The sequence below is a fragment of the Corallococcus carmarthensis genome, assembly GCF_003611695.1.
GTDB lineage: Bacteria > Myxococcota > Myxococcia > Myxococcales > Myxococcaceae > Corallococcus > Corallococcus carmarthensis.
This window is the reverse complement of sequence record NZ_RAWE01000071.1, coordinates 19,476-41,265: the sequence shown is the minus strand read 5'-3', so window position 1 is coordinate 41,265 and position 21,790 is coordinate 19,476. Positions and strand designations below refer to the sequence as shown.

At 70.0% G+C, this 21,790-nt stretch carries 21 protein-coding genes; 4 read left to right on the top strand and 17 right to left on the bottom strand.

Going from position 1 to position 21,790, the window contains the following annotated elements; all coding sequences use genetic code 11:
• Positions 1–737 precede the first annotated feature (737 nt).
• Both gmk and D7X32_RS20265 read right to left on the bottom strand, forming a co-directional pair.
• A complete protein-coding gene (gmk, locus tag D7X32_RS20270; protein WP_120604210.1) occupies positions 738–1,361 on the bottom strand; it encodes a guanylate kinase in 624 nt (207 codons plus the stop codon).
• Positions 1,358–2,236: a YicC/YloC family endoribonuclease gene (locus tag D7X32_RS20265; protein ID WP_120604209.1), complete on the bottom strand. Its 879-nt coding sequence runs from the start codon at positions 2,234–2,236 to the stop codon at positions 1,358–1,360. The genes gmk and D7X32_RS20265 overlap by 4 nt, the downstream gene beginning before the upstream one ends.
• An 82-nt stretch (positions 2,237–2,318) precedes the next feature.
• Here D7X32_RS20265 and D7X32_RS20260 point away from each other — a divergent pair, with 82 nt between their 5' ends.
• The gene (locus D7X32_RS20260; protein WP_120604208.1) at positions 2,319–3,428 is read left to right on the top strand and encodes a glycosyltransferase family 9 protein; all 1,110 of its coding nucleotides are present in this window, start codon (positions 2,319–2,321) and stop codon (positions 3,426–3,428) included.
• A gap of 169 nt (positions 3,429–3,597) precedes the next feature.
• Here the strand turns inward: D7X32_RS20260 and D7X32_RS20255 are convergent, their stop codons facing one another.
• Genes D7X32_RS20255 through D7X32_RS20215 form a run of 9 tightly spaced genes read right to left on the bottom strand, consistent with a single transcriptional unit; the run spans position 3,598 to position 14,392 of the window.
• Complete coding sequence (locus D7X32_RS20255; RefSeq protein WP_120567680.1) at positions 3,598–4,086, bottom strand: adenylyltransferase/cytidyltransferase family protein; 489 nt, start codon at positions 4,084–4,086, stop codon at positions 3,598–3,600.
• Positions 4,083–5,096: a bifunctional heptose 7-phosphate kinase/heptose 1-phosphate adenyltransferase gene (locus tag D7X32_RS20250; RefSeq protein ID WP_120604207.1), complete on the bottom strand. Its 1,014-nt coding sequence runs from the start codon at positions 5,094–5,096 to the stop codon at positions 4,083–4,085. Before D7X32_RS20250 ends, D7X32_RS20255 begins: the two co-directional genes overlap by 4 nt.
• A gap of 32 nt (positions 5,097–5,128) precedes the next feature.
• Entirely contained in the window at positions 5,129–6,208 is a 1,080-nt protein-coding gene (lpxK, locus tag D7X32_RS20245) for a tetraacyldisaccharide 4'-kinase (protein WP_120604206.1), read from the bottom strand.
• The gene (locus D7X32_RS20240; protein ID WP_120604205.1) at positions 6,205–7,236 is read right to left on the bottom strand and encodes a glycosyltransferase; all 1,032 of its coding nucleotides are present in this window, start codon (positions 7,234–7,236) and stop codon (positions 6,205–6,207) included. The genes lpxK and D7X32_RS20240 overlap by 4 nt, the downstream gene beginning before the upstream one ends.
• Positions 7,236–8,237: a glycosyltransferase family 4 protein gene (locus D7X32_RS20235; RefSeq protein ID WP_120604204.1), complete on the bottom strand. Its 1,002-nt coding sequence runs from the start codon at positions 8,235–8,237 to the stop codon at positions 7,236–7,238. The genes D7X32_RS20240 and D7X32_RS20235 overlap by 1 nt, the downstream gene beginning before the upstream one ends.
• Complete coding sequence (locus D7X32_RS20230) at positions 8,234–9,517, bottom strand: 3-deoxy-D-manno-octulosonic acid transferase (protein ID WP_120604203.1); 1,284 nt, start codon at positions 9,515–9,517, stop codon at positions 8,234–8,236. The genes D7X32_RS20235 and D7X32_RS20230 overlap by 4 nt, the downstream gene beginning before the upstream one ends.
• 20 nt (positions 9,518–9,537) lie before the next feature.
• The gene (locus tag D7X32_RS20225) at positions 9,538–10,713 is read right to left on the bottom strand and encodes a PHP domain-containing protein (RefSeq protein WP_120604202.1); all 1,176 of its coding nucleotides are present in this window, start codon (positions 10,711–10,713) and stop codon (positions 9,538–9,540) included.
• The gene (locus tag D7X32_RS20220; protein WP_120604201.1) at positions 10,710–12,494 is read right to left on the bottom strand and encodes an ABC transporter ATP-binding protein; all 1,785 of its coding nucleotides are present in this window, start codon (positions 12,492–12,494) and stop codon (positions 10,710–10,712) included. The genes D7X32_RS20225 and D7X32_RS20220 overlap by 4 nt, the downstream gene beginning before the upstream one ends.
• Positions 12,495–12,496: 2 nt before the next feature.
• Positions 12,497–14,392, bottom strand: a complete 1,896-nt coding sequence (locus tag D7X32_RS20215; protein WP_208752485.1) for a DUF4388 domain-containing protein — start codon at positions 14,390–14,392, stop codon at positions 12,497–12,499.
• Between the two features lie 54 nt (positions 14,393–14,446).
• On the opposite strand from D7X32_RS20215, the gene lpxB reads away from it, so the two are divergent.
• The 3 genes from lpxB (at position 14,447) to D7X32_RS20200 (ending at position 17,024) form a co-directional block, all read left to right on the top strand.
• The gene (lpxB, locus tag D7X32_RS20210; RefSeq protein ID WP_120604199.1) at positions 14,447–15,607 is read left to right on the top strand and encodes a lipid-A-disaccharide synthase; all 1,161 of its coding nucleotides are present in this window, start codon (positions 14,447–14,449) and stop codon (positions 15,605–15,607) included.
• 71 nt (positions 15,608–15,678) lie between these two features.
• Positions 15,679–16,383, top strand: coding sequence for a polyprenol monophosphomannose synthase (locus D7X32_RS20205; protein ID WP_120604198.1), 705 nt, complete (start codon positions 15,679–15,681; stop codon positions 16,381–16,383).
• Between the two features lie 5 nt (positions 16,384–16,388).
• The gene (locus D7X32_RS20200) at positions 16,389–17,024 is read left to right on the top strand and encodes a MarC family protein (RefSeq protein ID WP_439329014.1); all 636 of its coding nucleotides are present in this window, start codon (positions 16,389–16,391) and stop codon (positions 17,022–17,024) included.
• Here D7X32_RS20200 and D7X32_RS20195 read toward each other — a convergent pair.
• From D7X32_RS20195 to lpxD, 6 genes are all read right to left on the bottom strand, one after another.
• Positions 17,017–17,487 (bottom strand): hypothetical protein, encoded by a 471-nt coding sequence (locus tag D7X32_RS20195; protein ID WP_120604197.1) that lies wholly within the window; start codon positions 17,485–17,487, stop codon positions 17,017–17,019. The two genes, D7X32_RS20200 and D7X32_RS20195, sit on opposite strands and share 8 nt — an antisense overlap.
• A gap of 8 nt (positions 17,488–17,495) precedes the next feature.
• Positions 17,496–18,518 carry an OmpA family protein gene (locus D7X32_RS20190; RefSeq protein WP_120604196.1) on the bottom strand — a complete coding sequence of 341 codons (1,023 nt, stop codon included), beginning with the start codon at positions 18,516–18,518 and terminating at the stop codon, positions 17,496–17,498.
• Between the two features lie 71 nt (positions 18,519–18,589).
• The gene (locus D7X32_RS20185; protein WP_120604195.1) at positions 18,590–19,393 is read right to left on the bottom strand and encodes an LpxI family protein; all 804 of its coding nucleotides are present in this window, start codon (positions 19,391–19,393) and stop codon (positions 18,590–18,592) included.
• Between the two features lie 45 nt (positions 19,394–19,438).
• Positions 19,439–20,215, bottom strand: coding sequence for an acyl-ACP--UDP-N-acetylglucosamine O-acyltransferase (lpxA, locus tag D7X32_RS20180; protein WP_120604194.1), 777 nt, complete (start codon positions 20,213–20,215; stop codon positions 19,439–19,441).
• 34 nt (positions 20,216–20,249) lie between these two features.
• Complete coding sequence (gene fabZ, locus D7X32_RS20175) at positions 20,250–20,717, bottom strand: 3-hydroxyacyl-ACP dehydratase FabZ (RefSeq protein WP_120604212.1); 468 nt, start codon at positions 20,715–20,717, stop codon at positions 20,250–20,252.
• A complete protein-coding gene (lpxD, locus tag D7X32_RS20170) occupies positions 20,717–21,781 on the bottom strand; it encodes a UDP-3-O-(3-hydroxymyristoyl)glucosamine N-acyltransferase (RefSeq protein WP_120604193.1) in 1,065 nt (354 codons plus the stop codon). Before lpxD ends, fabZ begins: the two co-directional genes overlap by 1 nt.
• Positions 21,782–21,790 lie beyond the last annotated feature (9 nt).

The window sequence follows — 21,790 nt, the reverse complement described above, 5'->3', positions numbered from 1 at the left end:
CGTTGCCGGTTTCGTTTCAACCGGCGGGGTTGCAGCTTCTATTTCAGTTCGCAGTCAGCGTCAACTTCGCTTTTGCGTCCTGCGGGCTGCTTCGAATTTCGTCGGCGCCGTCCAGTGACTTTCGCCGCTTCTTTTCGAAGGGGAGCGGCTTCTACTTCGGCGCCGTCTTCCCTGTCAACCGCTCGCTGTCAGCTTTCCTCACCGCCCGCCGTCCGTGTGTTGCCTGCCGGACTGCTTTCTTCGGTGGGGGCGCGGCTTCTATCTCTTCGCCGCGTTCGCTGTCAACCCGCTCGTTGACTGCCCTATTTCCTTTTCGGTGCTGCGCTCTCTCCGAAGTTCCTTCCGCGCCAGTGCGCGGGCTTCGAAGCGAGGGGCGCGGCTTGTACCACCGCCGCATCCTGTGTCAACCGCCCTGCTGCTGCTTCCGACTCCAGACCGCCACCGCCATCAGCTCCGCCTCCCATGAGGCGGCGACCCGCACCAACACCTTCAACGCCCGCTGATCCACTGTCCTGCTGCGGCACCATCTAAGAATCGGTTCGGGGAATGTCAACTTCCCGTCACCACCGCTGCGTCCTTCAGGTGCCACCGGGGTGGCGCCTGCGTGTCGCCGCGAGGTGTGCGGCTTATCCATCAGGCGATCGGGCGGCGCAAGAAATTTGATGCAGGCCGCCGGCGCGATGCGACGTCGTGGAGGGGGAACCCGTGGGGCGGTTCCACCCATTCCCCGACGGCTTTCAGCTCCCGAACTTGAGCTTGGAGAGGTCCACCCTCCCCCGCCGGCACTTCTCCGCGACCACCACCGAGTGCAGTTCCTGGTAGGCGCGCTCGAAGTCGTCGTTCACCACGATGTAGTCGTAGGACGCGATCCCCCGCTCGATCTCCGAGCGGGCGGCCAGCATCCGGCGGCGGATGGTCTCATCCGCGTCCGTCTGGCGATCCCGGAGGCGGCGCTCCAGCTCTTCCATGGAGGGGGGTAGGACGAAGATGAGGACCGCGTCGGGGTGCTTGCGCTTGATGGCCTGCCCCCCCTGAACGTCGATGTCGAAGATGGCGGTGCCGCGGCGCTGGCGGGCCTGGTCCACCACGGACTGCGGGCTGCCGTAGAAGTGGCCGTGCACCTCCGCCCACTCCACGAACTCACCCTGTTCGATCTTCTGCTGGAAGGCTGCGACCCCCACGAAGTGGTAGTCCACGCCCTCCTGCTCCTTGCCCCGGGGGCGCCGGGTGGTGACGCTGGTGGAGAAGATGCCGTCCGGCATCTCCTTCAGCAGTCGGTGCGCGAGGGTGGTCTTCCCGGCTCCGGACGGAGCGGAGAGGACGAGGAGCAGGCCAGGCTGGAGTCCAGAGGGTTCGTTCATTCGACGTTCTGCACCTGTTCGCGGATGCGCTCGACCTCGGCCTTCATCGAGACCACACGCGCGGAGATCTCCGCGTGCTGGCTCTTGGAGCCCGTCGTGTTCACCTCGCGGTGCATCTCCTGCACGAGGAAATCCATGCGCCGGCCCACCGGCTCGGGGCTCGCCATCAGGAGCCGGAACTGCTCGAGGTGGGTCGCGAGCCGGGTCACCTCTTCCGCGATGTCCGTGCGCTCGGCGAACAGGGCGACTTCCTGCGCCAGGCGCTGCGGATCCACCGCGACGCCGCGCGCGAGTTCCGCGACACGCTCGGTGAGCCGCTGCTGGTAGTCACTGACCGCGCGGGGCGCGAGACTGGCGACCTCCTGGCTCCACCCCTCGATGAGCTTCATCCGGGCGTCCAGGTCCGTGTGGATGGACTCGCCTTCGGTGTTCCGCATCGTCTCCAGGGCCGCGAGCGCCTGCTGGAGCGCGGTCTGCGTGGCCTGGGTGGCGGACTCCACGTCCACGCCCTTCTCCTCCAGGCGGATGACACCGGGCTGGTTGACCACCTGCGACCAGGCGACCTCCGTGGACTGGCCCAGGGCCTCGGCGACTTCCTTGTAGGCGCGCGCGTATTCGCGGGCCAGACCGACATCCACCGTGGGGACGTTGCCGGAGACCGTGGCGGACTGCCGGCGCACCAGGATCTCCACCGAGCCTCGCGCGAGGCGGTCCTTCACCTGCTTCACGAGTGCGGGCTCGAGCGCGGACAACTCGCGCGGCAGCCGGACCTTCACTTCACAGAACTTGTGGTTGAGCGAGCGTGCTTCCACGGAGACCTCTTCGTCCCCCACGCGGGCGCGGCCCGAACCAAATCCGGTCATGCTCTTGAGCATCGGGCCGGGTGCTAGGGGCTTTCCGCCCCAAGGTCAAGCCAGCGTCTTGTGTCCATTCCAATTCTGGTAGGGTCCGCCGCCGATGGCGTGGCACAAGCGGCTTGAAACGTGGGCGAAGCTGGCACTGACGCTCCTGGCTTCCCTCCTGTTCTGGCGCCCCGGACGTCGCCGTTCTCCCGGAACGCCCCTCCCCCACCCGCGAAAGATCCTGCTCGTCCGGCCGGACAACCGCGTGGGCGAGGCCCTCCTCACGACGCCCCTGATGCGGACCCTCAAGGCGCATGTCCACCCGGCTCCGGAGGTGCACGTGCTGGTGCACGCCAGGGTGGCTCGCGTCCTTCAGGGGCATCCCGACGCGGATGCGGTGCTGGCGTTCGACCGGCGCTTGCTGTGGCTGGGGCCCCTGGCTCCTGGCATCCGCGCGCTCCGTGGCGCGGGCTACGACACCGTGGTGGATTGCGCCAACTGGAGCGCTCCTTCGGTGACGAGCGCGCTCGTCTCGCGGATGGCGGGGCCGAAGGCGGTCGTCATCGGACCGGGCATCTGGCCGGTGTCCCTGCTGCAGTCGGTGTCCGTACCCGCCCGTTCCGATACCCGGCATGAGGCCGTTCAGCGGACCCACCTGCTGACGCCCCTGACGAAGGGGGCTGTCTCCCAGGGGCTCTCGTTCCGGGAGCCGGTGCTGGGTGAGGCGTTCCGTGGCTATCTGGCGACGTTCTCCGGGACAGGTTCACGGCGCGCGGTCATCAACCCGGGGGGCCGGCTGGGGGAGCGGCGCATTCCGGCCGAGGCGTTCGCGGCGGCGGCCCGGGAGCTGATTTCGCTGGGCTATTCGCCTGTCGTGACCTGGGGCCCGGGAGAGGAGGCCCTCGCGCGGACCGTGCTCTCTGGCGCTCCGGGGGCGGAGCTGGCTCCCGCGACGAGCATCGATGAGCTCGCGGCGCTCATGCGGACCGCGGGCCTCACCATCTGCAACAACACAGGTCCCATGCACCTGTCGGTCGCCGTGGGCGCGCCCACGCTGGCGCTCTTCCTGCGCATGGACATGGAGCGTTGGGGTCATGCGGTGTCCCCCCACCGGATGGTGGACCTGACGCCCGTCGTGGATGGGGCCTCCGGGATGGGGTTGGAGCAGCGCGTGGCCGAGGAGATCCGGTCGTTCGTCGCGGAGCGGGCTTCGCTCACGGGGTGAGTGGCCGCTCCTGTTCGAGCACCATCCTCGGGACGCCGTCCTCCACGGGCCAGGCTCGCAGGCACTTGCCGCAGCGCACTTCGGGCGGGGGGCCTTCGTGCTCTTCGAGCGGGCCCTTGCAATGAGGACAGCCCAGGACGGACCGCAGCACCGGGTCCAGGACCATGGGCTACTTCGCGCCTTCGCGCCCGAGCCTGCGGGCCAGCTCCGTGGTGCTGTGGTCCTTCGGGTCTCCCGCCACCGCGGTCCTGCCTCCGTAGGCCCGGACCTCGTCCCCCTCCGGAATGGAGTCCGGCGTGTAGTCCGTCCCCTTCACGTGCACGTCGGGCTTGAGGGCCCGGATGAGGGTTCGCACGTTCGGCTCGTCGAAGACGACGACGCGGTCCGTGCAGGCCAGCGCCGCGACCAGCTCCGCGCGCTCCGCTTCCGGAATGTGCGGACGGCCCGGGCCCTTGTAGGCCCGGGTGGAGGCGTCCGAGTTCACCGCCACCACCAGCACGTCCGCCAGCGCCTTCGCGCCTTCCAGGTACCGGACGTGCCCGACGTGCAGCAGGTCGAAGACGCCGTTGGCCAGGGCTACCGTGCGGCCCTGTTCGCGCCAGCGTTCCCGCTCCTCCGCGATGGCGGCGAGGGGACGAAGCTTGTCCAGGGTGTTCATCGTCGGCTCCGCAGCGCTTCGAGGAGTTCTTCGCGGGAGACCGTCGCCGTTCCCGGCTTCTGCACCACCAGGGAGCCCGCCACGTTCGCCAGCCTCGCGGCTTCTCCGAAGGAGGCTCCGGCCGCGAGCGACAACGCGAAGCTCGCGATGACCGTATCGCCCGCTCCCGTCACGTCCACCGCCGACTTCGCTCCGTGCACGGGGATCAGGTCCACGCCGCCCTTCGCGTCGAAGAGGGCCATGCCGTGGCGGCCTCGCGTCACCAGCAGCGCCTGACAGCCCAGCTTGCGGACCGCTTCGTGACCGGCCTCCAGCAGGTCTTCCTTCGTGCGCACCGGACGGCCCGTGAGCGCTTCCAGCTCCGGCTCGTTGGGCTTGCACACCGTGAGGCCCTCGAAGGCCGCGAGCGCGTAACGGCTGTCCACGCAGACAGGGAGGCCGTCCGCCGCGAGCTTTCGCAGCACGGCCCGGACCTCGTCGCTGACGACGCCCGCGCCGTAGTCCGAGACCACCACCGCGTCCGCGTCCTTCGCCGCGGCCTCCACCTGCCTGGCGATCGCCTTGCGCATCCGGGGCGGGAGGGGGCCCCGCTGGCCCCGGTCCACGCGGAGCATCTGCTGCCGGGTGGTGCTGATGCCGCCCGCGAGGATGCGCGTCTTCGTCTCCGTCTGGATGCTCCGGCTGCTGACCGCGTGCAGCCGGACGTCCGCGGCATCGAAGAGCTTGCGCAGCGAGCTGCCCATCGAGTCCACGCCCAGGGCGCCCACCGCCGTCACCTGTCCCGACAGCGCGCGGATGTTGGCCGCCACGTTGGCTCCGCCGCCGAGCTTCACCTCCGACGACTCGTAGCGGACGATGAGCACCGGGGCCTCACGGCTCACCCGGTCCGTCTGGCCGTAGAGGTAGTGGTCGGCGACCAGGTCTCCCACCAGCAACACCCGACGGCGCGCGAAGGAGAGTGGCAGGCGCGAGGACGGTGCTGCCGGACGTGAAGACGGGACCGCTGGCATGGGCGCGCTTTGTCCCACAAGCGGTCCAGCCCTCACAAGTCGCGCGTCTCTCCCCGCAGCCCGAGCGCCCGCCGCAGATGCGCTTCGCCCTCCAGGACCTCCACTCCCAGGCGCACCACCCAGGCCTCGAAGCCGGCGGGCAGCCGCACCGCGTCCTTCTCCGTCGTCACCACGAGCGCTCCGTGCTGGCGGGCCCGGGCTTCGACCTGACGCAGCTCTTCCTCGGTGAAGCGATGGTGATCCGGGAAGAGGGCCGCGTCACGGACCTCCGCCCCAAGCGCGGTGACGGTCTTCAGGAAGCCCCCCGGGCGGGCCAGCCCTGCCAGGACCAGGACCGGCTTTCCTTCGAGCGCGTTCGTCGCGTGCCCGGTGCCCGAGGGATCCCACCACCCCGTGGGTCCATAGCGCGTCCGGATCCGAGGGGCGGTCACGGCTTCGAGCCACGGGTTGGGCGCGGCGTCCCCCTGGGCGGCTCTCAACCAGAGGAGCGTGGCCCGGCGCAGGGCCGATGGGGGCTCTCGCAGGGGACCTCTTGGGAGCAGCTGGCCGTTGCCCAGGCCCACGGCTTCGTCCACGACCACCAGGTCCTCGTCACGGTGCAGGCGCCGGTGCTGGAAGCCGTCGTCCAGCAGGACCGTGTCCAGGCCGAAGTCGTCCCTGGCCCTGAGTGCCGCCGCGACACGGTCCGCTCCCACGAAGAGCCTCGCGCCTGGACACCTGCGTGCGAGCAGCAGGGGTTCGTCTCCCGCTTCGGTCACGGCGGGCAGGGGCTCCGTGCCCGTGAAGGTCAGCGGCTCCTGGGATTCGCGCCCGTAGCCTCTCGTGAGGATGCCGACCTTGCGCCCTTCGCGGATCAGCAACTCCGCGAGGTGGAGGACCGCGGGCGTCTTGCCCGTACCTCCGACGTTGAGGTTGCCGACGGAGATGACCCGCAGTCCTTCGACGTGTTCGGCTCGCAGCATCCCCGAGTCGTAGAGGGCTCCCCGCAGGCGGACCGCTCCGCTGTAGGTCCAGGACAACAACGCGAGCGGCGATAGGAGCGCGCGACGGGTCCAGGGCTCCGGTGCCGGCGGATAGAAGATCCGCTCCAAGGCCGTGGGTGAGCCGGTCATCTCCGGGGCTCCGCCGCCTGCTGGTAGAGGGTCATGATGTCCCTGGCGATGTGCTCGTTCGTCGGATGCCGGGTCCCGGCTTTTGCTCCGGACAGGGCGGCGGTGACGACGGCTTCCACCGTGGGCGTCTCCACCCTCGCGTCCGCCAGCTCCGGGAGTGCTCCCTCGTTCACCGCGACCACTCGGACGCCACAAGCTCTGGCCTGCGCCGCGGCCCTCGCGCTCCAGTCATTTCCCAGACCGAGGATCCAGACCTCGTCCAGGGCCTGCAGCCACCTAGCGAAGTCCGCGCCCTGTTGGTAGCCCGCGAACGTCACCTGCTCGGTGAGGCCTCGCTCCTTCACCTGCACCCGGGTTGCTTCGAGCAGGGCCCCATCGCCCACCAGCACGAGGCGGGCTTCAGGGCGTTGCTGATGGAATGCGGCGAAGGCTTCGACTCCCAGCGCGTGACGGCGGCTCTGCTGGAACGTGGAGATCATTCCCACCAGGTGCGTGTCCTCCAGGCCCAGGGGCCGGCGGAGAGCCTTGCGATCCGAGGATGGTTGGAACATCGGGTCCACCAGCGCTGGCAGGACCTGGACGGGGCGATGCCGGCCTTCGAGCTGCTTCACCAGGTGGCTCGCGGGCACCGTGTAGGCGCCGGCTTCGGGCAGGGAGGAACGCAGTGAGCGCGGCGCGTGGATGGAGCGGATCCTCACGGCGCCCTTCGGCGTTCCCCAGCGGGCCACGAGATGATCATGGGTGAAGTGGGCGTGGACCACGTCCACCTTCCTGCGGCGGAGGGCTCGCAGGTCACTCCAGATCTCCCACGGTGGAGACTTCACGGACAACGTCAGGCCTCCCTCATCCAGGAGGCCCAGTTGCTGGAAACGCGGGACGGCGGGTTCCTCGGCGGCGATGTCCCGGCGCTTGCGGTCCACCGCCACCGTGACGTCGTGGCCCAGGGCCCGCTGTGCCTGGGCCAGCAGCGCGACGTTCTCCGCCGGGCCGCTCCAGAAGGGGCTCGCGAGCAGGTGCAGGATGCGCATCAGCGCTTCACCAGCGATTGGTAGAGGTCACGGAGCGCCCGGGCTTCGTGCTCGACGCCGCAACGGCGACGCGCTTCCTCTTCCGCGTTGCGGCCGACCTGATGGGCCCGCTCCGGTTCCCGGGTCAGTTCGTCCAACAGGCCGCGCAGGCCCTTCACGTCTCCGGGCTCGAAGAAGAAGCCCGTGCGGCCGTGCTCGATGAGCGTGTCCAGGTACGGCAGCTTCGAGGCGACCACGCAGCAGCCGGACGCCATCGCCTCCACGTGCACCAGCGAGTAGCCCTCCGCGTAGGAGGGATGCACCAGGATGCTAAGGCCCTGGTACCAGGGCTCGATGGTGGACTGCTCTCCCGCGAGCATGACCCGGTCCTCGATGCCCTCACGCAGCCCGTTCACCCACGCCAGGTCTGGCCCCTTCGCGAGCCCCACCAGGACCGCCTGCCAGTCCGGCCGCGCCGGCAACAGGGGCCTCAGCGCTTCGATGAAGTCGCCCTGCCCCTTCTCCTTGCGGATTCGCCCGATGACGCCGATGCCGTAACGGCCGCCCTGCTTGAGCCGGGCCCAGGCCGCGTCGCGGTCTTCCGGCGGACGGAAGCGCGTGAGGTCGATGCCGTGCGCAATCACCGTGGACGGGAGCGCGATGACGTCCGAGATCTGCTTCGTGAGCGACACCAGCGCGTCCGCGCCCCTGGCGATCCAGCGCGTGAAGCGCGTGGGGGCCACCGACGTGTGCCTCGTGAAGACGAGCTGGACCCTTCCTCCCAATGCCTTCAACAGCATTCCCGCCAGCAGCTCGTTGTTCCGGTGCGCGTGCCAGACGATGGGCTCGCGGTGCGAGCGGCGGATCAGCTCTCCCCAGGTGATGCGCGGCAGGGCTTCCGTCAGGCCGGAGCCGATGACCCGCGTTTCGTCGCCCCGGGCCAGCGCTGGCACCACGGACTCCACGTGGCGGGTGACTCCCGTGTAGCGCTTGTGGAAGTGCGGATGGACGATGAGCGTCATCGGGGAGCGGTCCTTGCCTGCCGGCGCGGCAATGCGGCCATGGCCTCCGCGTTGCGCTCACTGGCTCCGGAGATGCGGCGCACCGTGGCTTCGGCCTGGGCTCCCAGGCGCTGCCGGTGCTCGGGATGGGCGAGGAGATCCTCCAGCGCGGCGTGCAGGGCTTCTCCATCCGCCACTTGAAGGCCTCCGTTGCCTTGCAGCACCGCGACGCTGTCGCGGAAGTTGTCCATGTGCGGGCCGAACAGCACTGGCCTGCCCTGCCCCGCCGGCTCCAGGATGTTCTGGCCGCCGCGCTTCGTGAACGAGCCTCCCACGAACACCACCGTCGCCAGGCGGTAGGCACGCGACAGTTCGCCCATCGAGTCCATCACCACCACCGGCGCACGCTCCGGGTTGCCCTGCGAGCGCAGGCCCACGGTCAGGTTCCGCTCCTTCGCGAGGGTCAGGATCCGTTCAGCCCGGTTCAGGTAGCGCGGCGCGATGACCATGCTCAACGTGGGCCAGCGCTCCCGTAGACGCTGATACACCTGCAACAGGATTTCCTCCTCACCCTCGTGCGTGCTTCCCGCGAGCCAGACCGGATCCGCCGGAGACAGCCCGAGCGCGGTTCGCAGGGCTTCGTCCTCGGGGGCGGGACCCGCGGCCAGGGCGTCGAACTTGGTGTTTCCGGTGGTGATGACGCGCTCGGTGGGGGCGCCCAGGGCACGTGCCCTTTCGGATTCCTCGTCCTGCCGCATCAGCAGCAGGTCCATGTCCTTCAGCGGGTTTTCGATGAGGCCAAAGAGCGTCCGGTACTTCCCCACGTTCGCTGGGGAGAAACGGCCATTGGTCATCACCACGCTCGCTCCGGACTGCTTCGCGGCGCGGATGAGGTTGGGCCAGACCTCCGTGTACTCGAGGACCAGGAGGTCGGGTTGGAGGGCTCGCACCGCCCTTCGCGTCGCGCCCCAGAGGTCGTAGGGCGCGTAGACGACTCCGTCGATCTGCTTCGCCAGCCGGTCCCTTGCCATCGCGTGGCCGCTGTCCGTCATCGTCGAGAGCACGATTCGGCAGCCCGGGAAGCGCTGGCGCAGGGGGCCGAACATAGGCGCCAGGGCCAGCAGGTCTCCGGCGCTGGCTCCGTGCAACCACAGCAGCGGGCCGTCTCCCTTCGGCAGGTCTCCCGGCCCGTAGAAGCCCAACCGCTGCTTCAGCCCGTGACGCGTCTTCCGGTACACGCAGAGCACCGGGAACAGCAGCGCGAAGAGGAGGTAGGTGGCGACGATGTAGAGCAGGCGCATGGGCGACGTCCCGCGCTCTATCAGATGCCCGGCGGGCGCGGCACCACTCGCACCGGACTGGGGACCAGCCAGGGCCGCCACTCGTGGCCGAAGAAACGTCCGGGCGCGTGGGCCCAGACCTCCACCTGGACCACTCCCGGGCCGGTCAGCTCCACGTGCTGTCCGTCGGGTTGCAGGCGGCCATCTCCCCACACCCGGACCTCGACGGTCCCCTGTGTGTGTTCCGGGAGGTGGACCGTCAGCACCGTTCCCGCGGGGGCTTCCCGCGTGTTCGCGTCGAAGCCTTCCAGGGCGAAGCCTTCAGGGCCTCCGAGCGCGCGGAAGACGCAGAGTGCCTGGCCGCTCGCCAGGGCCCGCGTGACCTGATTCGCGGCTTCGCGCGCGTTCTGGGACAGGGGGTCTGGCAGCACGTCCGGCGGCAGTTCCATGTCGAGCGCGCTGAAGATGTCCTCGTACGCGGGCACGCCGTGCGCGTCGTTGCCACACAGGGCGATCCGCTTGCGCTCCTTCGCCAGCGCCAGGAAGCGCTCCGTGGGGGCCGGCTCCGGAACCGCGAGCAGCATCACGCCGTGCACCGGGTTCACCATCGAGGCTCCCACCGCGGGCAGGAGCCGGCTCACCGGGCTTCTCAGCGCCTGCCGGAAGAAGGTATCCGCCGAATACAGCTCGAAGCCCGGGACCTGATGCGCGGTCGCTTCGTCCTTCCAGGGGTTCTTCGTCTGGACGGGATGCGCGAGGACCGCCGTGCCTCCGGCGGCTTCGACCGCGGCCACGGCCTGCTCCGGCGGACCCCAGGGCTTCACCCCTTCAATGGGCCGCTGCATGCCAAACGCGGCCAGATGGCCCGCGCTGGTGGAGAGCTCCACTCCGGGGACGAGCAACACGCCGTCCACCCAGGTCGCGGCGGGCGGATTGAAGTCGTTGTGGTCCGTGAGCACCACGAAGTCCAGCCCCGCGGCCTTCGCCGCCTGGGCGACCTTCGCGGGCGTCCCGTTCCCGTCCGAGCGCGTGGTGTGCACATGGTACGCGCCCCGGATCCACGGCTTCGCGTTCGGCACGGGCGCTACGACGGGGTAGTCCGCGAAGCCCGCCGCGAAGGCGAAGAAGCCCGCGACACCCATCAGCAGGAACAACACACCGAACACGGCGCGGATGGCCAGGGAGAGGGGCCGCCTCGCCGTACCGGCCTTGCTCACGCCGCTCCCCGCTCGATGGGACCTGACGTCTGCAGGCGCCACATGGCGGCGTAGCGGCCTTCCTTCTGCAGCAGTTCCGCGTGGCTTCCGCTCTCCACGATGCGGCCTGCCTCCACGACGTGGATGACATCCGCGTTCGTCACCGTCGACAGCCGGTGGGCGATGACCAGCGCCGTCCTTCCGGGGAGCACCTTCGCCAGCGCGGCCTGAACCTCCCGCTCGTTCTCCGGATCCAGGCTGCTCGTCGCTTCGTCCAGCACCAGCACCGGGGCCTTCGACAACACGGCCCTCGCGATGCACAGGCGCTGACGCTGGCCTCCGCTCAGGATGACGCCCCGCTCGCCGATGCGCGTGTCGTAGCCCTGCGGCAGGCCCTGGATGAAGCTGTCCGCGTTCGCCACCTTCGCCGCGGCTTCCACTTCCTCCCGCGTCGCTTCCGGCCTGGCGTGCCGCAGGTTCTCCAGCACCGAGCCGTGGAAGAGCAGTGGCTCCTGCGTCACCAGCGCGAACTGACTGCGGACGCTCGCCGCCGTGTACGTGTCCGCGTCCACTCCATCCAGGAGGATGCGTCCCTGCTGTGGACGCTCGAAGCGCAGCAGCAGCGACGTCACGGTGCTCTTGCCGCCTCCACTGCCTCCCACCAGCGCCGCCACCTGCTCCACCTTCAGGTCCAGCGTCAGCCCGTCCAGTGCACGGCGCTCGCCGTAGAAGAAGCGCACGTCCTGCATCCGCAGCGACTCGCGCATCGCTGGCGCGGGCACGGCGTTGGAGGCGTCCTCCACTGGATGCTTCAGGTCGAGCAGCGCGAAGAGGCGCTCTCCCGCCGCTCCGGCCTGCACCGCGAACTGCGTCACCCGGCCCAGGTCCTTCACCGGCTGGTACACGAGGATGACCGCCGTGAGCAGCGACAGGAGCGCCTCTGGCTCCATCGCCCGCGTCGCCGCCGCGTACCCCAGCGCTCCCGCGAGCGCCGCCGCCGCGAGCACCTCCATCAACCCCGGCACGCCTCCGCGCGCCCAGGCCGCGCCCACCACCGCTTCCTCGTGGGCCTTCGCGTAGGACTCGAAGCGCGCCAGCTCCGCCTGCTGACCGTTGAAGGCCTGGATGGTGCGCAGGCCTCCCAGCCCTTCGTGCAGCTGGCCCGCGAGCTGCCCCAGGTGGGCCTGCCCTTCGCGCGTTCCCTTCAGCACCTTGCGCGTGAGCTTCGAGGCGGGCAGCGCCGCCAGCGGAATCACCGCCAGCATCAGCCCTCCGAGCATCGGGCTCATCGCCAGCGCCACGCCCGCGAGCACCAGCACCTGGATGGTGTCTCGCAGGTACGAGCCCACCGTGTACATGGCGGCCAGCTCCACCGCCATCACGTCCGAGGAGAAGCGGCTGAGCAGGTCTCCCGTCCGCTCCTTCGACAGCTGCGATGGCGACAGCGCCGTGAGCCGCAGGAACAGGTCGCGCCGCAGGTCCTTCACCACGCGCTGCGCGAACAGGCCCATGAAGTAGAACTGGCCCAGGTATCCCACGCCCTTCACCGCGCCCACGCACAGCACCAACACCGGGAAGCCCCAGAGCGCCGCCTCGCGCGGCAGGTCCGCCAGCCACGGCACCCGGTGCGCGCTCGCGAAGCCCTCTTCGCCTCCCGACAAGAGGAAGCGCAGCGCCGGCCCCAGCAGGTACGCGTACGCACCCGTGGCGAGCCCCAACACCGCCATGCACACGAAGGCCAGGACGAGGATTCCCGCGTGCGGCTTCGCGTAGCGGAGCAGCCGCCAGAGCGCGCGATGCATGACTACTTCACCACCTTCTGCAACGCCGCCCTCGCGAGCACCGAATACGGGTTCAGCTCCAGCACCTTCCCCAGCTTCTTGCGTGCGAGCGGCGCGTCGTCCAGGTCGATTTCGATGATGGCCGCGATGACCTGCGCCCGCTCCAGGTACGGATCCAACGTCAGCGCCTGCTTGAGCACCTTGCGCGCCGCGAGCGCCCGCTGCATCAGCGGCCCGGGCGAGCCCCGGTACTTCGCCCAGGCGAGGTACGAGTAGTACTCGGGCTCGCTGCCGTTGAGCGACACCGCTTCCTCGAAGCCCTGGATGGCCGCCTTGTAGTCGCCCCGCTTCATCGCGGACTCGCCCCGGCGCAGCGCGAGCTCCGCGTCCACGTTGATGGCGGTCGCCCGGCCCACCACCTCCTGCCGGCTGAAGAAGTACTGGAGGTAGGCGCGGCGCTTCTCGTCCACGCTCAGCACGCGGTACGCCGCCGACAGCTTCTCCTGCACCTGCTCCAACAGGTCACGCAGGTCGGAGAGGTCGAACTCCGCGTAGGTGTCCGGATGAAAGCGCATCGCCGTCTCGTGGTACGCGCGCTCCACCGCCTCCTTGTCCGCAGCCAGGTCCAACCCCAGCCCGCCGAAGTAGCTGCGCGTGATGATCCGCACCGCTTCCTCGCGCAGCGACGCCACCGTCTCTGGAGGCAGGCTCTTGCGCTTGCGCGGCGCGATGACGTCCGGAGCCGCCGCCGCGCTCAGCACGTCCGTCCCCGTCGCCACCGGCGTCGAGGAGAACGTCACCCCGCCCGTCAGCTTGAGGAACCACAGCAGCGTGTACGCCGCCCGCAGCTCCGCGCGCCCGTGCGCCAGCAGGTCCTTGAGCACGATGCGGCCATTCACCTGCATCGCCAGCTTCAGGTCCTCCGTGTCCAGCGCCATCGCCTGGAGGTCGCGCCCGAAGTCCGCCGAGCGCACCGGGTACTCGTTCAGGTGCGCCTTGAGTCCTGCCGCCACCACTCGCAGGGGCATCCGCCGGCGCGCGGCCTCCAGCAGCGGCGCCAGCGCGGGCTGATCCACGGAGGCCACTTCGGAGGAGAACTCGTCGCCCGCGTAGAACGCGTACCGGCCCTCGCGCATGGCCAGCACGCGCCCGAGCCGGTCCTTCGTGAAGTCGCGCAGCAGCGACAGGAGGTCCTCGCCCACCGCCTCCACGCCCACGTCCGCCAGCGCCGCGCCGATGCGCAACCCGGAGGCGAGCGCCTCCACCACCGGCTGCTCCTGCGCCTCCGTGAGGACCTGCCGCTCGCGGAGGAAGCGCGGCAGCCCATCCGGCTTCGCGTTGGAGTCGAAGTTCACCGGACCGCCGCGCAGGAAGTACACCCGGCGCGACAGGCCCTTGAGGGCCACCACCAGCACGCCGTCACGGCGCAGCCGGTAGAGCGAGTGCAAGAGCGCCGGCAGCGGGAAGGCCTTCAGGTCGCCCGCAGCCACCGCGGGCCGCGACAGCGTGGCGGTCAGGCCCGTGGGCGTGACGGCCTGCGCGGCCTTCACCAGCGCCTCCAGGCGGGGCACCAGTTCGCCGGGCTTGAGCGGATCCGGGATGTACGCGTTGACCTTGAGGTCCAACACCGAGCCCACGCCCTTGGCCCGGCCCAGGTGCCCCTTGTCGATGGCCACGATGGGCACCCGCCCGCCCTGGCTGTGCCCGCGGATGAGGTGCACGACGTGCTGCCCCTCCACGCGCGGCAGGTCCACGCCCAGCACCACCACGTCCGGGTTGTCCGCCGAGAAGTGCTCCAACGCCATCACGGCGTCATTCACCGCCCGAACGGTGTACCCGGCCTGCGAGAGCAAGCCCGTCAGGTGTTCGAGTGTCGGGGGGTGGCTCTCAGCGAGCAGAAGCGTCTTCAAGGGGGCCACAGTCTACAGCCTCCCTCCCCCCGCGCATCAGCTACGATGAGGGTCTTGCCTCCCATGACGCAGCCACCCTCCCCCCGCATCCTCGTCGTGGCCGGCGAGGCCTCCGGTGACACCCACGCCTCGGAGCTCGTCGCCGCACTCCAGGCCCTGCGGCCCGACCTGACCTTCTTCGGCATGGGCGGCGCCCGGCTGGCCGCCCGGGGGGTGGAGCTCATCCACGACGCCCGCGAGGTGTCCGTCATGGGCATCACCGAGGTGCTCCCCCGCATCCCGCGCATCCTGCGGATCATGAAGGACCTGGCCCAGGCCGCCGAGGAACGCCGTCCGGTCTGCGCCATCCTGGTGGACATCCCGGACTTCAACCTGCGGCTGGCCAAGAAGCTCAAGGCCCTGGGCATCCCGGTGGCCTACTACGTGTCCCCGATGATCTGGGCCTGGCGCCGGGGCCGCGTGCGCACCATCCAGCGGCTGGTGGACCGCATGCTCTGCATCCTGCCCTTCGAGGAGGACTTCTACCGGGAGGCCGGGGTGCCCGCACGCTACGTGGGCAGTCCCGTGCTGGAGCAGATGCCCAAGTCCGCCAGCGCGCGCGAGTTCCGGCAGCGCCTGGGCCTGTCCGAGGACGCTCCCACGCTCGCGCTGCTGCCCGGCAGCCGGATGAGTGAGATCCGCCGCATCCTGCCCACGCTCGTCGGAGCCGCGAAGCAGCTGGCCTCCGAGCGGCCGGGGCTCCAGGTCGTGGTGCCGGTGGCGCCCACCATCGCGAAGGAGGAGATCACCTCCCGCTTCGAGGGCAGCGGCGTGACGCCGGTGCTGGTGGACGGGCGCGCCCCGGAGGTCGTGGGCGCGAGCGACGCCGCGGTGGTGGCCTCTGGCACGGCGGTGCTGGAGGCGGGGCTGATGGAGCGGCCCCTGGTCGTCGTCTACCGCGTGTCGCTGGTGACGTACTGGGTGGGCCGGATGATGTTGAAGGTGGCCTTCGTGTCGCTCATCAACCTGTTGGCCGGCCGGCGCGTGGTGCCGGAGCTGCTCCAGGGGGACATGACGCCGGAGAACATCGCCGCCGAGGTGCGGCGCGTGTGGCTGCCGGGTGAGCCTCGCGACGCCATGGTCCAGGGCCTGGCGGAGGTGCGCGGGCGCCTGGGCGAGGTGGGAGCCGCCCACCGCGCGGCCCAGACGGTGCTGGAGCTGTTGCCCCCGCCCGCTGTCGCCTGAGGCGGAGAACCGACCGGGTTGGCGCGGGTTCTGCTGTTCCAGCGCCGGGTTTGGGGTATGTCCGCCGGGTCATGAACCGTGCGCTTGTCTGCATCCCCACCTACAACGAGCGGGACAACATCGGCCCCATCACCCAGGCGGTGCTGGCGGCGGACCCCCGTGTGGACATCCTCGTCGTCGACGACAACTCGCCCGACGGGACGGGACAGCTCGCGGACGAGCTGGCCGCGAAGAACCCGCGCGTGCGCGTGCTCCACCGCGAGAAGAAGGAGGGCCTGGGCCGCGCGTACCTGGCCGCCTTCCGCTGGGCCCTGGCCGAGGGCTACACGTTCATCCTGGAGATGGACGCGGACTTCAGCCACGACCCGCGCTACCTGCCCACCTTCCTGGACGCGGCCGAAGGCGGCGCGGACCTGGTGCTGGGCTCGCGCTACGTCGCAGGCGGCGGCACGGTGAACTGGGGCGTGGGCCGGAAGATCATCAGCCGGGGCGGTTCGCTCTACGCACGCAGCATCCTGGGCGTGGACGTGCGCGACCTCACCGGCGGCTTCAAGTGCTTCAACCGCCGCGTGCTGGAGAGCATCAACCTGGATGAGGTGCGCAGCACCGGGTACGCGTTCCAGATTGAATTGACCTACCGCACCCTGCGCAAGGGCTTCACCGTGCGCGAGGTCCCCATCGTGTTCGAGGACCGGCGCGTGGGGCACTCGAAGATGAACAAGAAGATCTTCGTCGAAGCGCTGGGCATGGTGTGGAAGCTGCGCTTCACGGTCTAGCCGCCATGACGATGTCCGCCGTGGTGTCCACCTTCCTCGTGTCGCTGTCCGCCATCTTCTTCGTGGTGGACCCGATTGGCGTCGTGCCGCTGTTCCTGGCGATGACGGCGGGGGACACCAAGCAGCAGATCCGCAGCACCGCCCTGCGCGCCTGTCTGGTGGCGTGCGGGATGATGCTGTTCTTCGCCGTCTTCGGCCGGGTCATCTTCCAGGTGTTCGCGGTGTCGCTGGGTGCCTTCCGCGTGGCGGGCGGCATCCTGCTGCTGATCACCTCCCTGGACATGCTGCGAGCCCGCCCGTCCTCCACGCGCACCAGCCCCACGGAAGAGGAAGAAGGCGTGGTGAAGGATGACGTGGCCATCGTCCCGCTGGCCATTCCGCTGCTCGCGGGGCCGGGCGCCATCGCGACCGCCATGGTGCTGATGGCGCGCTCCGGGACGTCCTTCGTCTCCGCGCTGCCGGTGGTGGCCGCGGTGGTGCTGACCTTCACCGCGACCTACTTCATCCTCAACGCGTCCAGCCTGGTGCAGCGGGTGCTGCGTCAGTCCGGCGTCGCCATCCTGGAGCGCGTGTCCGGCCTCATCCTGGCCGCCATCGCGGTGCAGTTCATCGCGGACGGGGCGAAGGACCTGCTCAAATAGCGTCCGCGCCCGCAACCCACACGGTGCCGTCCTTGCGCACGGTGCCCTGAGGACGGCCGTCCATGGTGAGGTGCTCCGGGCTGGAGCGCTGCGCGTCGTACGCGTAGCCGCCCTGGACCTCCTGCAGGTACACCACCACCGCGTCCACCACGTTCTCCTGCACGACCTTGAACGAGTCGTCCGCGCACCGGGGCTCGCCGGTGAAGAAGCGCTCCAGCGTGGCGTCCTCCGGCCGGCGCACGTAGACGACCACGGGGGCCTTCTCCTCCTTGCCCTCCGCCACGAAATTCTGGATGGCCTGCGCGGGCGCGGGCTGGCGCATCAGCGCCTGGAGGAGCGTGCACTTCTCGTCCTCGGCCTCCATGCGCTGCGCATACGGCACGGTGCGCACGCAGCCCATCGTCCCCATGAAGCCCAGGCCCGCCACGGCGAGCGCCCAACGGATGCGGGGAAATTCCACCATGTGACACCTCAAGGCTTGCGCCAGCGAGGGGTGAAGGGCGCGTTCGTCAAGGACGGGTCCTCCACCGCGATGATGTATTCGGCGCGACGGTTCCCCGCCTCCGCCGTCTCGTCCGGCGTGGGCACCGCCGGGGACTGCTCACCAAAGCCCTCGTAGAACACTGGCACCTTCAAGCCGCGCTGGCGGAAGTAGGACGCGATGCTCTTCGCCCGCTTGAGCGACAGCTCGCGGTTGTCGTCCGTGCTGCCCACCGTGTCGGTGTGCCCGAGCACGTACAGGCGCAGCGACGCCCAGCGCCCATACTTGTTCAGCGCGTCCGTGATGCCCTTGTAGCTGGCGTCCAGCTTGCCCTTCTCCGCCGGGGGAACATCCGAGCGGCCGGACGCGAAGGTCACTTCCTCATGCGGGATGTCCACCTGCCACGGGTAGAGGTCCACGCCGGTGTAGAAGTCGGAGGTGTCGTAGGCGCGCAGGCGGATGCGCATCACCTTGCCCTCCGCCGGCATCCACTTCACCTCCAGGGGCGTGCCCGCGGGCGCGCCCTTGAAGTCCACGTCGCCCGCGAAGGCCGTCTTGCCGGTGTCCATCAACACGGTGACTTCCGTCTTCGCGGCCGCGCGGGACAGCGTGAAGCGCAGCTTGCGGCCGGGCACGTCCACGTCCTCGCGGCGCACCTCCATCTTCAGCGGGCCGTACAGCTCCGTGTCGAAGGCGAGCGGCATGGCGCCCGGCTCCGCGTCCGGGAACTGCACCGTCAGCTCGCCCTCGTAGTGGAACTTCCCTTCTGGCTGCTCCAGGGCGACGCGGCGGGTGATGCCCGGCTTGCCGCCCCCCTTGAGCTCCACCGTCTTGCCGTCGCTGCGCTTGAGCTTCACCTCGAAGCCGGAGATGGGCTCGTCGATGTGGATGACCAGCGTGGGCACACCCTCACCCAGGGCCGCGCGGCCCTCCAGCGAGACCCGGATGGCCTCCGCGAAGGCGGGAAGCGGCAGGCCCAGCAGGACCACGAGAGGTAGGAGTCGAACGGACATGCGGCGTCGGCCTCGGCGTCGCGGGAAGAGGTGGAGAGGCAACCCCATCCCGGGGAAACGGATTCCCGAGCCTACCGCACGCCCACCAGGGTGATGCCGCGCGCGGTGGCCCCCGCGAAGAGGGCAGGTGCGTCCAACAGCACCGTGCGCCCTACCTCCAGCGCCAGCACCCGGGCGCCCACCTCCGCCATGACCTCCAGCGTGCGCGGGCCCACGGCGGGCAAATCAAAGCGCAGGTCCTGCTCCGGCTTGCAGCGCTTCACCACCACGGCGCCCGGGCCGCCCAGCTTCGCGCCCCGGCGGATGGTCTCGTCGGTGCCCTCCACGGCCTCCAGGGCGAGCACGTGGCCGTCGCGCACCACCACCGTCTGGCCCACGTCCGCCTGCCCCAGGAGCACCGCCACCTCGCGGCCCAGGGCCACGTCCTTCTCCTGCGCGGGCTTCAGCGCGGGGCCGGCCAGGTGCCCTTCGGGGCAGAGCACCTCGCCCAGGAAGTCCGTGGGCGCGATGATGGTGATGCCGCGGGACTCGAAGTCCGCGGCCACCGCGCGCAAGAGCGCGTCGTCCCGGAAGCTGCGCAGGCGGGAGATGATGCGCACCGCGCCCAGGTCTGGCCGGGCCTCCTTGAGCGCGCGCACGCGGCCGATGCCGCCCGCCATGGCCGCCCGGGTGACGCCCGCCTGGAGGAACACCTTCTGGATGCGGCCCACCTGCCCCACGCGCACCCAGGCGAAGTGGCCGACCTCCTGCTCCAGCGCCGGGTCCGTCTCTCCCCGGTGCGCGGCCACCACCACCTCCAGGCCACGCGCACGGGCGGCCCGCGCGAAGAGGAAGGGAAGCTGGCCGTTCCCGGCGATGAGCCCGATGCGATCCACCCGCTCCGCTCCGTTTCTCCTGCGGCTTCTTCCGCGCGAACGGGCCTAGCGCGTGACGCCGCGCTTGCTCGTCTCCACGAACCGCACCAGGTGCTCCACTTCCGGGTGGCCGGAGAGCTCCCCGCGAAGCTGCGCGAGCGCCTCCTGCAAGCCCAGCTTGGAGCGGAAGAGGATGCGGTAGGCCTCCTTCACACGGCCAATCTGCTCCTCGGTGAAGCCGCCGCGCTCCAGGCCCACGGTGTTCAGGCCCACCAGCGTGGCCCGGTCCCCCTGCACGGTGCAGTAGGGGGGCACGTCCATGGTGACCATGGAGCCGCCGGAGATGAACGCGTAGCGCCCCAGCCGGGTGAACTGGTGCACCGCGACGAGGCCCGAAATCTTCACCGCGTCCTCCACCGTCACGTGGCCCGCGAGCGCGGCCCCGTTGGCGAGGAGCACTTCATTGCCCACGATGCAGTCGTGCGCGATGTGGCTGTTGGCGAGCAGCAGGTTGCGGTGGCCCAGGCGCGTGGCGCCGCCGCCGGCCACCGTGCCCAGGTTCACCGTGACGAACTCGCGGATCTGGTTCTCGTCACCAATGACGAGCTCCGTGTCCTCGCCCGCGTACTTCAAGTCCTGGGGCGCCGCGCCCACCGAACAGAACTGGAAGAGGTGGTTGCGCTCCCCGAGCGTGGTGCGGCCCTCGATGACGACGTGCGGCCCGATGCGGGTGCCCGCGCCGATGACGACCTGGGGCCCGATGACCGAGAACGGCCCCACCTCCACGGTGTCGTGGAGCCGGGCTCCCGGATGGACGACCGCGGTGGGATGAACCTGCGCCATGTCCTTCTCTCCTCAGCAGCGCGTGTGACGCGCCCTACGGCGCCGCGCTCTCGTCGCCCTTGGCGGCCTTGTTCTTGTCCACCACGGTGGCGAGGAACTCCCCTTCCGCCACCTTGGTGCCATCCACCGACGCCAGGCCCTTCGTCTTCCAGATGGCGCCCTTGTGGCGGATGACTTCGATGTCCAGCTGAAGCCTGTCCCCGGGCACCACCGGCTTGCGGAAGCGCGCGTTGTCCACGCCCATCAGGTACGTGACGAGCCGCGTCGGGTCCATGGCTTCCGTCTTATACGCAAGGATGGCCGTGGCCTGGGCAAGCGCCTCCAGGATGAGCACGCCCGGCATCACCGGATGCCCCGGGAAGTGGCCGTTGAAGAAGGGCTCGTTGATGGTGACGTTCTTGTAGGCCGTGAGCTTCTGGCCCGGCACGATTTCCACCACCCGGTCCACCAGGAGGAACGGGTAGCGGTGCGGCAGCAGCGCCTGGATCTCGCCAATGTCCATCATCCGCCCTTCTCCTTCTCCAACAGCTCCACCCTCTTGCGAAGGGCACGCACTTCCTTGAGCAGGTCCGCCAGCTGCCCCGACGCGGCGCTGGCGCGCAGCCATTCCTTGTGGGGGATGGCGGGGCTGCCGCTGACGACCTGTCCGTCTGGAACGTCATGGGCGACGCCGGACTGCGCGCCCACCTTGGCCAGGTCACCCACGCGGATGTGCCCCACCACGCCCACCTGCCCCGCGAGCACCACGCCGGTGCCCACCTCCGCCGAACCCGACACGCCCGCCTGCGCGCAGATGAGCGCCAGCGGCCCCACGCGCACGTTGTGGGCGATTTGCACCAGGTTGTCGAGCTTCGTTCCCTGGCCCACCACCGTTTCACCCACCGTCGCGCGGTCGATGCAGGTGCAGGCGCCCACTTCCACGTCGTCCTCGATGCGGACGATGCCCACCTGGGGAATCTTGAAGTGCCGGGGGCCGTCGTCGCCCTCCGCGTCGAAGGCGAAGCCGAACCCGTCCGCGCCCACCACCGATGAGGCGTGGAGGATGACGCGCGAGCCCACCACGCACGCTTCACGCACCGTGGCGTGCGGGTAGAGCACGCAGTCATCACCGACGCGCGCGCTTTCACCCACGTAGGCGCCGGGGTGCAGCACCGTGCGGGCGCCAACGTGGGCGCCCTTCTCCACCACCGCGCCGGCCTTCACCGTGGCCTCCGGGTGCACCGTGGCCTCCGGGTGGACGTGGGCGGCCGGGTGGATGCCCGCGGGGGGCCGCGTGGCCGGATGGAACAGGGCGAGGAGCTTCGCGTAGGCCAGGTGCGGGTTGGGCACCCGCACCAGGGCCACGCCGTCGCGAGCGGGGGCATCCCTCCCCACCAGCACCGCCGAGGCGCGGGTGGCCTCGAACTGCTTGCGGTAGCGGGGGTTGCCGTAGAACGACACCTCCCCCGGTGCTGCCTCCTCCAGGCCGTTCAGGCCATGGACGAGCAGTCCGGGGTCGCCGAGGAGCTCACCCCGGACATGGGTGGCGATGTCCCCCAGCCGGTGCGCGTTCGATGCGGATGGCACGGGGGAGTC